Annotated in this window: 8 protein-coding genes; 4 read left to right on the top strand and 4 right to left on the bottom strand. The window is 61.6% G+C overall.

Going from position 1 to position 14,789, the window contains the following annotated elements; translation table 11 throughout:
- Positions 1-20: 20 nt before the first annotated feature.
- The 3 genes from KGB07_RS21505 to recQ all read right to left on the bottom strand — a co-directional run bounded on the left by KGB07_RS21505 (position 21) and on the right by recQ (position 4,082).
- Complete coding sequence (locus tag KGB07_RS21505; RefSeq protein ID WP_223466490.1) at positions 21-1,274, bottom strand: hypothetical protein; 1,254 nt, start codon at positions 1,272-1,274, stop codon at positions 21-23.
- A gap of 127 nt (positions 1,275-1,401) precedes the next feature.
- Positions 1,402-1,836, bottom strand: coding sequence for a MarR family transcriptional regulator (locus KGB07_RS21510; RefSeq protein ID WP_007984163.1), 435 nt, complete (start codon positions 1,834-1,836; stop codon positions 1,402-1,404).
- Positions 1,837-1,955: 119 nt separating this feature from the next.
- Positions 1,956-4,082, bottom strand: coding sequence for a DNA helicase RecQ (recQ, locus tag KGB07_RS21515; protein ID WP_046037754.1), 2,127 nt, complete (start codon positions 4,080-4,082; stop codon positions 1,956-1,958).
- Between the two features lie 385 nt (positions 4,083-4,467).
- Here recQ and KGB07_RS21520 point away from each other — a divergent pair, with 385 nt between their 5' ends.
- From KGB07_RS21520 to lapD, 4 genes are all read left to right on the top strand, one after another.
- Positions 4,468-5,055 carry a YecA family protein gene (locus KGB07_RS21520; RefSeq protein ID WP_046037755.1) on the top strand — a complete coding sequence of 196 codons (588 nt, stop codon included), beginning with the start codon at positions 4,468-4,470 and terminating at the stop codon, positions 5,053-5,055.
- A gap of 10 nt (positions 5,056-5,065) precedes the next feature.
- Positions 5,066-5,461, top strand: a complete 396-nt coding sequence (locus KGB07_RS21525) for a YbaN family protein (RefSeq protein ID WP_046037756.1) — start codon at positions 5,066-5,068, stop codon at positions 5,459-5,461.
- A gap of 101 nt (positions 5,462-5,562) precedes the next feature.
- Positions 5,563-6,270 carry a cysteine protease LapG gene (gene lapG / locus KGB07_RS21530; RefSeq protein ID WP_046037757.1) on the top strand — a complete coding sequence of 236 codons (708 nt, stop codon included), beginning with the start codon at positions 5,563-5,565 and terminating at the stop codon, positions 6,268-6,270.
- A 22-nt stretch (positions 6,271-6,292) separates the two neighbouring features.
- The gene (lapD, locus tag KGB07_RS21535; protein WP_046037758.1) at positions 6,293-8,233 is read left to right on the top strand and encodes a cyclic di-GMP receptor LapD; all 1,941 of its coding nucleotides are present in this window, start codon (positions 6,293-6,295) and stop codon (positions 8,231-8,233) included.
- 109 nt (positions 8,234-8,342) lie between these two features.
- On the opposite strand, the gene KGB07_RS21540 is transcribed toward lapD, so the two are convergent.
- A partial coding sequence (locus KGB07_RS21540) for an Ig-like domain-containing protein (RefSeq protein WP_223466492.1) occupies positions 8,343-14,789 on the bottom strand: 6,447 nt, incomplete at its 5' end.

Here is a 14,789-nt window from a genome sequence, read left to right on the forward strand (position 1 = left end):
TCCAGAGTTTGACGACGCCGCTATGATAGCCCGACCGGAGGCTGACGAGATGGCGGAGCGAGTTGCACCTCCAATTCGAACCCAGGCTCGATCATGGCCAGAGTTGCCGGCTGCGGGTTCTCGCTTGGGTTGATCGCGTCCCAACTCGACGCCATGGACAGCTCCTCCAGATTGAGCCGGTACTCATCGTCAGTGGCGGATTCACCGGATATCGCCAGACCCGGAACCACCGCCACGGCAGCAGCGACCGGGATGAAATGACGGTTGTCGACCCGCTCAAGCTCATCGTTGGCCGGCACCCCGTCGCGATGCGCAGTGGATGGTTGCACGACGGGGGGCCACATCACTGGCTCGGTAAAGAGCTCAGCCAGCGGTTCATGCTCCGACTGCAGCGCCTCTGACACTGCGGTCTGATGCTGCTGGCGTCGGTGGCGAACAAACCAGCCCAGCGCCAGCAATGCTATCAGCGCCGACACGCTGGCGATTGGTAGCCAGCCAATTCCGGGGTTTTCAGCACTGATGGGGGCTGGCGCCACTGCGTCGGATGTAATGGGTTGCGCCTTTACCTTCTTGAGCTCCGCCAGTTGGATTTGCAGCTCGGCCAACTGTTTTTTCTGGCCGGCGATCAGCTCATCCTGGCCTTGAAGCTTCGCGTTGAGCTCATCGACAGTGGTTTGCAACTCGTGGTTTTGCAGGGTGCTGGCGGCCAGTTGCTCGACAGCAGGATCAACCATGGCGACGTCCGGTTCTGGCGTCGTTCTGGCCACGGGGGACGGCGATACGACCGGTTGAACATTGGGGAATGCGGACGCCGGGGAGCTGGAAACCGCTTCATCGGTGGCGGGAACAACCCCTGGCGCGCCCGGCGGATCGATAAGTACCGTGTACTCGCGCAGCAATCGCCCATTAGGCTGATTAAGCTGCACGAGAAAATTCAGGAAGGGTTCACTGACCGGTTTGCCGGAGGTCACCTGAATCACGCTGCGATTACCACGCAGGACCGGGGTGAACTTCAGGTTGTTGAGGAAAAATACCCGGTCGACCCCGGCACGGCTGAACTCGTCCGCCGTTGCCAGGCTCACCGACAGTTCGTTCTCCTCCAGGCCTGCGGCATCCACCAGTGCGATATCGGCACGCAGCGGTTGATTCAGCGCCGAATGCAGGGTGATTTCACCCAGGCCCAGCGCAGGCGCCCATGCCGAGTAAGTGACCGCGCCCCCGGCCAGCAACCACTGAGAAACACCGCGTAAAACCAATCGCCAACACTTGAGCATGAGCATCCTTGAGATCTACAGAAACCATCCGCACGGGTTCGTACATTCGTTACGAACACGATATTGCCGAGTAGTTCTTATAGCCTGCCCAATGCGGTCTCTCAGAAGCCTGGCGTTCGGTTATGCCTCAAGACTTTTCAAGGTTGCCCAGGATGTGCCCGTGAACCCGCATGCACACCTTCAAATCCGCCTCATCGACGCCTTCGAACAGTTCGTGACGCAGTTGCGTGGCAATGGTTTCAATTTGTTCGATCAGGGGACGCGCCGGGGCGCAGAGCACAATTTTCTTCGCACGACGGTCTTCCAGCACCGCCTGGCGTTGCACCAGGCCCTGACTTTCCAGGCTGTCGAGCAAACGGGCCAGGGTCGGACCTTCGACGCCAACGCTTTGTGCCAGCTCACGCTGGGTCGGTGCTTCTTCGAATCGTGCCAGGTGCAGCAGCACCAGCCAGCGCGCCTGGGACAAGCCCATGCCCGCCAGTCGGCGGTCCAGTTCGGCACGCCAGCCACGGGACATCTGGGCCAATTGCATGCCAAAGCGGTGTTGATCGGTTAACGGCATAAAACACTCATGATTAGACTGAAATAAATAAAAACTAATTATTAGTCAGCTAAGCATGAGCCTCGACTTGAGGCAAGGCTTGATCTGTACTGAATCGTTACATCAGCACTACAGATGTCTCAAATCTCGAATTCCGACTGCAACGCCGCCCGAACGCAGTACAACACCCCTTCCGGCACCCTGCCTTCAAACAGTGCGGCGATCTCGGAAGCCGGCGGCAACTCGCCTTCGCCGTCAAGGAAGGCGTCCTGGACTTCACCCATCAGGTCTTCGGGTAGATCCAGCGCCTGTTCCAACGACAACTGCTGCTTGCCAATCGCTTCGGCCAGCATGGTGTAGACGTTCTTTTCAGAGCACTGCAACTGACCGGCGATCTGCACCGGCGTCATCCCGGCCCGTGCCAGAGTGATCAGCTCGTGACGCACGTCGGCCACCGGTTTCGGCGCCTCGACCTGGCCGCCGAGCACTTCGAGGAAAGCCTCGCCGTAGCGCTCCAGCTTGCGCGCGCCGACGCCGCTGACCGTGGCCATTTCCGCCAGCGAGGTCGGCTGGCTGCGCAGCATCTCCAGCAAGGTCGAATCGGGGAAGATGACGTACGGCGGCACGCCATGTTCTTCGGCGAGCTTGCGACGCAAGGCGCGCAAGGCTTCCCATTGTTCGCGCTCCTCGCCACGGACCAGCTGGCTCGCCTGGCTCTTGCTGCTTTTCGCCACGGTTTGCGCCTTGAGATCGCGGCGCAACTCCAGGGTCACTTCGCCCTTGAGCAGCGGCCGGCAACTGTCGCTCAGGCGCAGGCCGCCGTAGCCTTCAAGGTCGATGTCCGCCAGACCACGGGCCACCAGTTGACGGAACAAGGAGCGCCATTCGCCCTCCGCCATCGTCTTGCCAACACCATACACCGACAGGTGTTGATGGCCGAAGCTGCGGACTTTTTCGTTGTCCTTGCCCAACAATACATCCACCAGGTGCCCGACGCCGTAGCGCTGACCGGTGCGGTAGATCGCCGACAGTGCCTGACGCGCCGGTTCAGTGGCATCCCAGGTCTGCACGCCGTCGACGCAGTTGTCGCAATGACCGCAGGGCTCGGGCATATCTTCGTCGAAGTAGGCCAGCAGCGTTTGCCGACGGCAGCGGGTTTCTTCACAGAGCGAGAGCATGGCGTCGAGCTTGTGCTGCTCCAGACGCTTGTGGCGCTCGTCACCTTCGGAGTTCTGCAGCATCTGCTTGAGCATCACCACGTCTTGCAGGCCGTAGGCCATCCAGGCATCCGCCGGCAGGCCGTCACGGCCGCCGCGACCGGTTTCCTGGTAATAGGCCTCAAGGGATTTCGGCAAGTCGAGATGCGCGACGAAACGCACGTTGGGCTTGTCGATGCCCATGCCGAACGCCACGGTGGCGACCATGATCAGGCCTTCCTCATTGAGGAAGCGTTTCTGATGGTAGGCCCGCAAATCATTGGGCAGGCCGGCGTGGTACGGCAGCGCCGGGAAGCCTTGCTCGCTGAGGAACGCGGCGACTTCCTCGACTTTCTTGCGCGACAGGCAATACACGATGCCCGCATCGCTACGGCGCTCGGCGAGGAACGCCAGCAACTGCTTGCGCGGCTGTTCCTTGGGCACGATGCGATAAAAGATGTTCGGCCGGTCGAAGCTCGACAGGAAGCGCTCGGCGTCTTGCAAGTGCAGACGGGTGACGATTTCTTCCCGGGTGCGCTTGTCGGCCGTGGCGGTCAGGGCGATGCGCGGCACGTCGGGGAACATTTCCGCCAACTGGCCCAGTTGCAGGTATTCCGGGCGGAAATCGTGGCCCCATTGCGATACGCAGTGTGCTTCGTCGATGGCGAACAGGGCGATGTCCAGCCCCTGCAGGAAGGACAGCATGCGTGGCTGGACCAAGCGTTCCGGCGCCAGATAGAGCATTTTCACTTCACCGCGGCGGATGCGGACGGCGAGGTCGCGCTGTTGCTCGGCGCTGAGGGTGGAGTTCAACGCGGCGGCTGCCACACCCAGCTCTTCGAGGGTGGCGACCTGATCGTCCATCAGCGCGATCAGCGGTGAGACCACAACGGCCAGGCCTTCGCGCAACAGCGCCGGGACCTGGAAGCACAGGGACTTGCCGCCACCGGTAGGCATCAGGACCAGGGCATCGCCACCATTGGCCACGCGCTCAATGATTGCACCCTGGCGGCCACGGAAACTGTCGTAGCCGAAGATGTCCTTGAGGACGCGTTGAGCCTGTTCGAGCATAGAAACTCCAAAAATCACCGAAACATCCCTGCAAGGCTGGTTCAGAACCCGCGACGCTGCACCGATAAATCGTAAGTGCGCATTGCATGACGCTTTACATTTCAGCCGTAACGCCAGCAGGGCATCACAAAACGCGCGAGTATACCCGAGCCCCGTCCGGCAAAGGGCACCGCTGATAAGACTCCGCCCATGCAATGCCAAACTGTGGGAGCGAGCCTGCTCGCGAAGAGGCCATTACAGTCAACATTGATTTCGCCTGAACCACCGCTATCGTGAGCAGGCTCGCTCCTACAGGGAATACGGTGCAAATATGCCGTGCGGCTGGCCCAAGCGCTCAAGAAGGCCTAGAATTCCCGCATCGAACATTCCCCAAGGTAGTCCTTTAATGTCCTTCGCTGAGCAACTAACCCGCCTGCAAGTCTTCCTCGACGCTGATGAACTGCATGACGAGGCGCTGGACTACGTGGCCGCCCACGGCTACCTCACCGCGCTGTCGATCTGTTCCGAAGTCGTTCCTGATCGTGAGTGGATCGATGCCCTCTTCGCCGAGGAGCCGCACTACAGCAGTGAAGCCCAGCGCGAAGAGATCGAAGCCACCCTGCTCGGCCTCAAGGCCCACATCGCTCGCCAGCTGGCCTCCGATGAAGAGTTCGAACTGCCATGCGACCTGGACCTGGGCGATGACCCGGATGACTCCGACCTGCGCGGCTGGTGCATCGGCTTCATGGAAGGCGTATTCCTGCGCGAAGCGGCCTGGTTCGAAAGCGCCGAAGAGGAAGTCAGCGAAATGCTGTTGCCGATCATGGTCGGTTCGGGCCTGTTCGACGAGCAGCCGGAGTTCGAAGACATCGCCAAGGATGCCAACCTGATGGACGACATGATCGTTCAAATCCCGGAAGCCCTGACCGCGCTGTACCTGCTGTGCAACGCGCCAGACGAAAAACCGGCGATTCTCAAGCCTCGCCACCACTAAGGTTCTGCCTATGGACAACCCCATAGGCAACCGCCCCCTGATGTTGCGCTACGTGCTGCTGGCCATCGGCTGGCTGAGCGTGGCGCTGGGGGTGATCGGGATTTTCCTGCCGGTATTGCCCACCACGCCCTTCCTGCTACTGGCGGCCGCCTGCTTCGCCCGCAGTTCGCCGCGCTTTTATCAATGGCTGGTCGAGCATCCACGGCTTGGCCCGTGGATTCGAGACTACCTCGATGGCAACGGCATTCCACTCAGGGGCAAGGTCTACGCCATTGGCCTGATGTGGGCGAGCATCCTGCTCTCCTGCTACCTGGTGCCGCTGGTTTGGGCACGGTGCTTCATGCTGACCAGTGCGGTACTCGTGACGATCTACATCCTCAAGCAGAAAACCCTGCGCAAATCCTGAAGTCTACATTGGCCATTTGTGGCGAGTTCCGTCCGACGACCTGCCCTACCCCTGCAAAAACTCCACCTAAACTTCACCCATCTACACTCGAGCAGCCAGACATGGCCCGCAGTCTGCGTAGTCCAGGATGGCCAACGCTCCGACTTCGGCTCGGCGGCTGGTTACTGCTGGCTGGTTTGCTACTGACTCTATTCAACGGGGTCCGGGCCGATTGGGATTTTGCGCAGATTCTGCTAACCGTTGAAAAACGCTACGGCCCGCTCGGACCGGCGCGTGGCCGGATCGAGGCGTGGAGTCAAATGCTGCAAAGTGCACGCGGCGCGCCCGAAAGCGATCAGCTCAACGCGGTGAACCGTTTCTTCGATCAGCAGCTGAACTTCCAGGACGACACGCGCATCTGGCAACAGACCGATTACTGGGCCACGCCCGTTGAAGCCCTGATCAAGGGCGCCGCCGATTGCGAGGACTACGCGCTGGCGAAGTATTTCAGCCTGCGCCGACTCGGTATTCCCAGCGAAAAACTGCGCATCACCTACGTAAAGGCCCTGAGCCAGAACCAGGCCCACATGGTGCTGACGTTCTACAGCACCCCCACGAGCGACCCACTGGTGCTGGACAACCTGATCGGCGATATCCGCCCCGCCTCCCAACGCAAAGACTTGCTACCGGTGTACGCCTTCAACGCCGAAGGCCTGTACCTGCCGGGCAAGAACGGCGGCCAGCGCAGCAGCGACTCGAAAAAGCTGTCGCGCTGGCAGGAGGTGTTGAAAAAGATGCAGGCCGAAGGGTTCGACGTCGGCGACGGCTAACCGCCTTTGCAAGGAGCGATGCATGACACTGCGTAAACAGTTGTTCCTGGCCATCTGCCTGTTCCTGCTGGTGGCGTTCAGCGGCAGTTTTTTTGCCAGCCTGGAAAGCTCCCGCGAACAAACACTCAGCCAACTGCGCGCCCACGCCCAGGACGCGGCCACCGCGCTGGGGCTGTCGCTGACGGCACAGGTCGATGACCCGGCAATGATGGAGCTGATGGTCAGTTCGATTTTCGACAGCGGCTATTTCAGCAGCATCCGCGTCATCAGGCTCAAGGATCAGCAAACCCTGGTGGAGCGCACTACACCGACGAAAATCGACGGTGTGCCTGACTGGTTCGTCAACCTGGTCGACCTGCGCCCGGAGGGTGGCGATGCCCTGATCATGCGCGGCTGGGAACAACTGGCACGGGTCGAAGTGCTGAGCAATCCGCAATTCGCCCTGGCCAAGCTCTGGGACAGCACCCTCGGTAGCCTGATCTGGTTGCTGTTGTGCGGGCTGTTCAGCGCCGTCATTGGAGGATGGATGCTGCGCCGGCAATTTCGCCCCCTCGACAGCATGGTCCGGCAGGCCGAGGCCATCAGCAAACGCGAGTTTCTCAGCCTGCCGAAACTGCCGCGCACACCGGAACTGAAACGGGTGGTGCTGGCGATGAACCAGATGGTCGAGAAGCTCAAGGCACTGTTCGTCGAGGAGGCTGCGCGCAGCGAAAAACTGCGGGCCGAATCCTATCTGGACAGCCTCACCGGCCTGGCCAACCGGCGCCTGCTCGACGAGCAACTGGCCGACCATTTACGCGTTTGCGAACAGAGCCGCGATGGTCATTTGCTGATGTTGCGAATCAACGACCTCAATGGCCTCAACCAGCGCCTGGGTGGCCAACGGACCGACGCGCTGATCACTGCCGTCGGCGAATTGCTCAAGCGCCTGACTCAATTGCCGGAGCGTCGAACCTGGCTGGCGGCGCGTAATCGTGGCGGCGAATTCAGCCTGCTGACACCGGGCCTGGACGCTGAAAGTGCCGCGCGCCTGGCCGCCGATATCAGCGTCAGCCTGGAGAACCTGCGCCTGACCGGTGCCAGCGATTGCATGCCGGTCGCCCATCTGGGCGTTGTCGCCTACCGCCCCGGTGAGCCGATCAGCACCGTTCTCCTGCGCCTTGATCAGGCGCTGACGGAGTCCCGGCAGCATCCCGAACGCCCCTGGGTTCATTTGAGCCATCGTGACACGGCACCGAATCATTCCCAGCACGACTGGCGCACCTGGATCGACGATGCCTTGACCGAAGGCAAAATGCAGCTGTACTTCCAGCCCGTCGTGCAATGCGCCGACACCCGCCAGGTGCTGCATCACAAAGTGCTCGCACGCCTGCTCGACCCGCAGGGCGAGGCGATTGCCGCCGGGCATTTCCTGCCGTGGATCGAGCGTCTCGGCTGGTCCGGACGGTTCGACCTGGCAATGCTCGAAGCCACGCTGGACGACCTGGTGGTCAACCGCAGGCCCCTGGCGTTAAGTCTGTCCGGGAGCACCCTGCGCGACCCAGTGCAATGGCGAACAATCCTCGACCTGCTCGACTCCCTTCCCGAACTGGCGCCGCTGTTGACCCTGGAAATCGACGAGCGCCAGTTGCCATCCCCCGAAGTGCTACAGAACCTTTGCAGCACATTGCTCAAGACCGGATATCGAATCGGCCTGCAACACTTTGGCGGGCGCTTCAGCCAGATCGGCAACCTGACCCAATTGGGCCTGGCGTACCTGAAAATCGATGGAGCCTACATTCGCAACATCGACGAGCAGCCTGACAAGCGAATGTTCATCGACGCGATCTTTCGCGCGACCCACAGCATTGATTTGCCGCTGATTGCCGAGATGGTCGAGACACGCGGGGAACTGGAAGCAATCAGGGAGTTGTGTGTATTCGGGGCCATGGGGCGGTTGATCGGGGCGCCAGAGCCGATGTGATGATGGGTACATCGAGGTACTGTAACCATTGACCGGACATCGACCTTTGTCCCGGGCAATAAAACCCGCTCCCTTCCCAGGGTGGCGGGTTTTTTTAGCGGGTTTCAGGTCACACGGTGTCCACCTTCAACGAATGATCGTTGAGCATGCCGTTGATGATGGTCGCCGTGTCATGCCCGCCTGCGATCACCCCTCCCGCCCCTGGCGTTACACCGTAGTGGCTGGCCAGGTCGACGCCGGCCAGGTCGATGGTCTGGTTCGGCGCGGCGCCGGCCATGGCGCTGACGTCGATGCTGGTCACTGTCGACGGCCCGCTGCCGGTGACGGTGAAGTGCAGATAGTCATCCAGCGAAGCCGTGGTGCCGTTTTCCCCTTGCAGCAGTTGCGACAGGTCAAGCTTGTCGGTTCCGGGCGTGAAGTCGGTGATCACGTCATGGCCACTGTTGCCCTTGAGCCACTGGAAGGTATCCGCCCCCGTCCCGCCAGTCAGGGTGTTGTTGCCCAGGCCACCGATCAGCAAGTCATCGCCGTCCCCGCCCCTGAGGATGTCGTTGCCAAGGCCGCCATTGATCACGTTGTTGGTGGCGTCTCCGGTCAGAGTGTCGTTGAAGTTCGAGCCGATGAGGTTTTCGATACCGGTCAGGGTGTCAGTGCCGGCACCGAAAGTGTTTTGCCCACCCAGCAGGCTGAGGTCGACCGTCACCCCGGCGGTGGCGTGGGCATAGCTTGCCGTGTCGATGCCCGTACCGCCATCGAGGATGTCGGTGCCCGGGCCGCTGAAGAGCAGATCATTGCCGGCACCGCCATGCAGCTCGTTGTTGCCGGAACCGGCAGTGAGCACATCGTTGCCGTCGCCGGCATTGATGATGTTGTTGCCCGTGCCCGCCACCAGTATGTCATCCCCGCTGGTGCCGGTGAGGGTGTGACCGTCCTGATAGCTGATGGTCAGGTTGGCCGAGTCGCTGCCGCCGTGGTTGTCGTTGGCGGTGTAGGTGCCGTGGTAGTCCGTGGTGACTTCGTGTGCTCCGGCGTAATTGACGGTCATGGTCAGGTCGTAGTTTTCTGCCCCATTCTTATTGCCACCACTGGTGTTGGCGATGTTGGTCACGTGGATCTGGTAGGTGCCATCCGCGCCTGCAGTGATGGTGCCACCATCGGCGATGCTTAGGAACGCCCCACCATTGAGCGAATACTCCATCGTGATGTGCCCGGCACCCAGGTTGTGGTCGAGGTTGAGCGTCTCACCCTGTTTTAGTTTGACCGTGATGAGGTCTTCATCGTTGGCATTGGAGTTGGTCACCCCGTCGAGATAGCCACTGACCACCAACAGCGCCGTCATGGTCGCCGCGTTGGCCGCAAAGGAATTGCGCACGTTGGCCAGACTCTGGTTGGCAGCGATGTTGTCGGTGCCGGCGAAGCCGATCGTGCCGCTACCGGTGAAGTCCGCGCCTTTCGCTGCCCAGCCGGTGTTGAAGGTGGTCGGCGTCGCGTTGAGCGTATCCCCGTTGGGGTCGGTGTCGTTGGCCAGCAACAGCTCGCCCGGCACCACGATGTTGCTCGACAGATCGTTAGTGATGACGTGGTCGTCCGCCGCCACCGGAGGCGCGTTGGGGATCACTTTCACGGTCAGCATCGAGCTGGCGAGGTCGCCATCGTTGTCGCTGACGGTGAAGCCGATGTTCTCGGTGATCACCACCGCAGTGGTTTTCTGCGAGGTGTAGTTGTAATCGCCAGTGTCGAGGTTGATCACCAATGTGCCGCCGTTGTTGGTGGCGATGCTCACCGTGTTGTTCACGGTGTCGAAGGTGCCGTGGTTGGTGCCGCCGCTTGGCGTCAACGAACCCTGGCCGCTGAGGGCTTTTGGATCGTAAGTGTAGGTGGTGCCGTCGACCACGATGGATTTGATGAAACCGCCATCAGCGCCGAACGAGCCGCCCTCACCCAGCAACGAACCGGTGACCGGTGCGCCGACCACGGTGCCAGACAGCACCGAGTTGAGTTGGTTGAGGTCGGTGACCACCACCGCATTGGTGTTGGTGTGGCTGATGCCGTCGTAGGCCAGCGGATCGAGGTTGGCGTTGCTCACGCCGCTGCCCAGGCCGATCGCATAGTTCTTGATGTTGTTGGCATCGAGGAAGGCTTTCAGCGCGGTTTCGTCGGTGGTGCCGATTTCCTGACCGGTGGTGGGCTTGCCGTCGGAGAAGAAGTAGCCGACGTTTTGCGCACCGGTCAGTTTGCCCGAGGTGTTGAACGCAGTCTGCATGGTCGCCACAGCCGCGTCGTAGTTGGTGCCACCGTTCGCGGTGAGGCCGGCCAGCAGTGTCTTCGCGGTCGCGACATCGACCCACACCGAAGTCCTGTCGGTGGCGCTGCTGCTGAAGGTGACGAGCTGCACTTTCACATCGCCCAGGTCGTCGTATTTATCCAGCAACGCACTGATGGCCTGCTTGGCCAGATCCAGCCGCGACAGCCCCGACACACCGGAAGCGTCGACCATGCTGCCGGAGACGTCGAGCACGATCAGCAGGTTGGAATCGATCTCCACCGCCGCCACCGAGCGATCCGTTGCCACCGCCTTGGGCACGTCATCGACAATGTTGATCACGATGGTGCTGGTGCTGCTGTTGCCCAGTGCATCGGTGGCTTTGTAGGTGAAGCTTTCGCTCAGGCTGTTCGGCCCGTCGTTGGCGTTCGGCGAGGTTTTCGGTGCCGAGGTCAGGGTGTAGGTGTAGCTGCCGTCGGGGTTGATCAGGATCTGTCCGTAGGTGCCGGAGGCGCTGCCGACCAGGGTGTAGCTGAGCGCGCCGCTGGCACCCGAGACCGAACCGACCAGGGTCCCGGACGCGGTTTCGCCCGTGTTGCCCGGGTCGCTGCCGGTGACGGTACCGGCGGCCAGGTCCTGCCCGTCCTTGCTCAGGTCGAGGGCTTTTTCGTAGACCGTCACGTCGTTATCGGGGTTGGCCTTGATGATGCTGTTGGCGACGTCGATGGTGATGGTGGTGGTGCTTTCATCGCCATCGGAATCACGCACGGTGTAGGTGAACGTGTCAGTGGCGCCCGGATCGCCGACGGAATTCTGGTTGCTGTGATACACCGCGTTGCCGTTGGCATCGAGGGTCAGGTAGCCATAGGTACCGTTGATCTGGTTGCCCAGCCCACCAATGGCCGAGGTCAAGGTGTTGCCGCCGGCACGCACGCCGACCACTGTCGCCGGACCATCGGCGCCGCTGACGTCGTTGCCCAGCACACTGATGTTGACGGTGCCGCCCTCCACTACCGACGACGAGTCTGGTTTGGCGCTTGGCAGGTCGTCGACGATCTTGACGTTGATCTGCCCGGTATCGCTGTCGCCATCGGTGTCGGTGGCTACGACGTTGATGTTCTCGATGAGGTTGTTGGTGCCGTTGGCCGTGGGATGGGCTTCGTTATCGTTCAGGGTGTAGCTGTAGCTGATCACGCCCTGGCTGAAACCGGTGATGGTCAGGGTGCTGCCCAGTGGCGTGACGGCGGTTTGCGGGAAGTCGACGGCCACGCCACCGCTGACCACCGTGATGCCGCCCACGGTCAGGGTTTGCAGGCCATCGAGGGCGGTCACGGTGAAGGTACCGCTCTGGGTCAGGGCCGGCGTGTCGGGGCTGGTGCCGTCGCTGAGATTTTTCTCGTAGACCGTCAACTCACCGCCATACACGTCGAGGCCGTTGAGGGTGACCTTATCGTCGTTGTTGTAGACGTTCAGCACCAGTTTGGCGGTGCTGATGTCACCGTCGGCGTCCGTGAGGGTGTAGGTGAAGGTTTCGGTATCGCTGCCACCGCCATGCAGGTTTTTGAAGTCCGCATTATCGGGATCCAGCGTGTAGGTGTAGGTGCCGTTGGCATTGAGTACCAGGGTGCCATAGGTACCGGTGAAGGTGCCTGGGGTGACCGGGCCGGCATCCGGGCCGGTGGCGACTTTATCCGCGCCGATCACGTCGTTGCCGAACACATCGCCGCTGAGGCTTAAAGCTGTCTCCGAAGCGGTGCCGACGTTGCTGTCGTTCATCGCTTTGGGCACGTCATCGACAATGTTCACCACGATGGTGCTGGTGACGATGTTGCCCAACGAATCGGTGGCCTGGTAGGTGAAGGTTTCGTGCATCACGTTCGGACCGTCATTGGCGTGCGGCGTGGTGCTCGGTGGCGTCGTCAGGGTGTAGGTGTAGGTGCCGTTGGTGTTGAGCTGAATCTGCCCGTATGCCCCGACATCGCTGCCGACCAGAGCGTAGGTGATCGCGCCGACGGCATGGGTGACCGAGCCCACCAGCGTGCCAGAAGCGGTTTCACCAGTGTTGGTCGGATCGCTGCCGGTGACCGTACCGGCCACCAGGTCCTGGCCGTCCTGGCTCAGATCGAGGGCTTTTTCCAAAACCGTAACATCGTTGTCGCTAACAGCTTTCAGGCAACTGTTGTAGACGTCGATGGTGATGGTGGTGGTGCTTTCGTCACCATCGGAGTCGCGCACCGTGTAGGTGAACACATCCACCGCGCCGGGGCCGCTTACTGCGTTAGGCGTGCTGTGATAAACGGCGTTGCCGTTGGCATCGAGGGTCAGGTAACCGTAGGTGCCGGCAATGTGGTCACCGAGCCCGCCGATGGCCGAGGTTGATGTGTCGCTACCGGCACGCACACCGACCACCGCCCCAGTGACAGCCGGACCATCAGCCCCGCCGATGTCGTTGTCCAGCACATTGCCGCTGACCGTGCCGCCCTCCTGCACCGAATCCGCGTCGAGATTGGCGCTTGGCAAGTCATCGATGATGTTGACGTTGATCTGCGCGGTCGCACTGTCGCCATCGCTGTCGGTGGCTACGACGTTGATGTTCTCGGCCAGGCTGTTGGCGCCATCGGCAGTCGGATGGGCTTCGTTGTTGTTGAGGGTGTAGCTGTAGCTGATCACGCCGGTCGCCGCGTTGTAACCGGTGATGGTCAGGGTGCTGCCCAGTGGCGTGACTGCGGTTTGCGGGAAGCCGGCGGCCACGCCACCGCTGACCACCGTGATGCCGCCCACGGTCAGGGTTTGCAGGCCATCGAGGGCGGTCACGGTGAAGGTACCGCTCTGGGTCAGCTCCGGTGTATCCGGGCTGGTGCCATCGCTGAGATTTTTCTCGTAGACCGTCAGCTCACCGCCATACACGTCAAGGCCGTTGAGGACCACTGGGGCGTCGTTGTTGTGGATCTCCAGCACCAGATTGGCGGTGCTGCTGTCGCCGTCAGAATCGGTGAGGGTGTAGGTGAAGGTTTCGGTGCCATTGCCACCGCCGTGCAGCGCCTTGAAATCGTCATCGCTGGTGTTGAGGGTGTAGGTGTAAGTGCCGTTGGCATTCAACACCAGGGTGCCGTAGGTGCCGGTGAAGGTGCCGGGGGTGATCGGGCCGGCGTTTTCACCAACAGTTACGCGGTCGGCGCCTTGCACATCGTTGGTCAGTACGTTGCCGTTCAACGTCAGCAGGGTTTCCGAGGCCGTTGAAGCATTGCTGTCGTACACGCCCTTTGGCAGGTCGTCGACGATGTTCACGTCGAGGCTGCCCGTGGCAGTGGTGCCGTTGTCGTCGACCACGTTCACGGCGAACTGTTCAGGCAGGGTGTTGGCGCCGCTGGCATTGGGGTGGGCTTCGTTATCGTTGAGGGTGTAGCTGTAACTCACCACGCCGGTCGCCGCGTTGAACCCGGTGATGGTCAGAGTGCTGCCCAATGGGGTGCTGATCGATTGCGGGAAGCCCGCCGCCACGCCAGCGGTGACCACGGCAATGCCGCCCACGGTCAGGGTCGTAACTCCGTCGAGGGCAGCGACGGTGAAGGTGCCGTTCTGGGTCAGCGCGGTGGAGTCCGGTGCGCTGCCATCGCTGAGGTTTTTCTCGAAAACGGTGAGTTCGCCACCGGTGACGCTCAGGCCATCGATGGTGACGGGATCATCGTTGTTGTGGATCTGCAACACCAGGTTCGCGGTGCTGCTGTCGCCGTCAGAATCGGTGAGGGTGTAGGTGAAGGTTTCGGTGCCGTCGCCACCGCCGTGCAGGGCTTTGAAGTCGGCATCGCTGGTGCTCAGCGTGTAGGTGTACGTGCCGTTGGCATTGAGCACCAGGGTGCCATAGGTGCCGGTGAAGGTGCCGGGGGTGACCGGGCCGGCGTTTTCGCCGAGCGTTACGCGGTCGGCGCCTTGCACGTCGTTGCTCAGCACGTTGCCGTTCAGCGTCAGCAGGGTTTCCGAGGCCGTTGAAGCATTGCTGTCGTACACGCCCTTTGGCAGGTCGTCGACGATGTTCACGTCGAGGCTGCCCGTGGCAGTGGTGCCGTTGTCGTCGACCACGGTCACGGCGAACTGTTCAGGCAGGGTGTTGGTGCCGTTGGCGGTCGGGTGGGCTTCGTTATCGTTCAGGGTGTAGCTGTAGCTCACCACACCGGTCGCCGCGTTGAACCCGGTGATGGTCAGCGTGCTGCCCAACGGGGTGGTGATCGATTGCGGGAAGCCCGCCGCCACGCCAGCAGTGACCACGGCAATGCCGCCCACGGTCAGGGTCGT

This window comes from Pseudomonas sp. GL-RE-26, from assembly GCF_019956275.1.
In the GTDB taxonomy this organism is placed as follows: domain Bacteria; phylum Pseudomonadota; class Gammaproteobacteria; order Pseudomonadales; family Pseudomonadaceae; genus Aquipseudomonas; species Aquipseudomonas grandcourensis.

Coding starts and splice junctions, on each gene's coding strand:
- KGB07_RS21505 (WP_223466490.1), bottom strand. CDS start 1,274: ATGCTCAAGTGTTGGCGATTGGTTTTACGCGGTGTTTCTCAGTGGTTG.
- KGB07_RS21510 (WP_007984163.1), bottom strand. CDS start 1,836: ATGCCGTTAACCGATCAACACCGCTTTGGCATGCAATTGGCCCAGATG.
- recQ (WP_046037754.1), bottom strand. CDS start 4,082: ATGCTCGAACAGGCTCAACGCGTCCTCAAGGACATCTTCGGCTACGAC.
- KGB07_RS21520 (WP_046037755.1), top strand. CDS start 4,468: ATGTCCTTCGCTGAGCAACTAACCCGCCTGCAAGTCTTCCTCGACGCT.
- KGB07_RS21525 (WP_046037756.1), top strand. CDS start 5,066: ATGGACAACCCCATAGGCAACCGCCCCCTGATGTTGCGCTACGTGCTG.
- lapG (WP_046037757.1), top strand. CDS start 5,563: ATGGCCCGCAGTCTGCGTAGTCCAGGATGGCCAACGCTCCGACTTCGG.
- lapD (WP_046037758.1), top strand. CDS start 6,293: ATGACACTGCGTAAACAGTTGTTCCTGGCCATCTGCCTGTTCCTGCTG.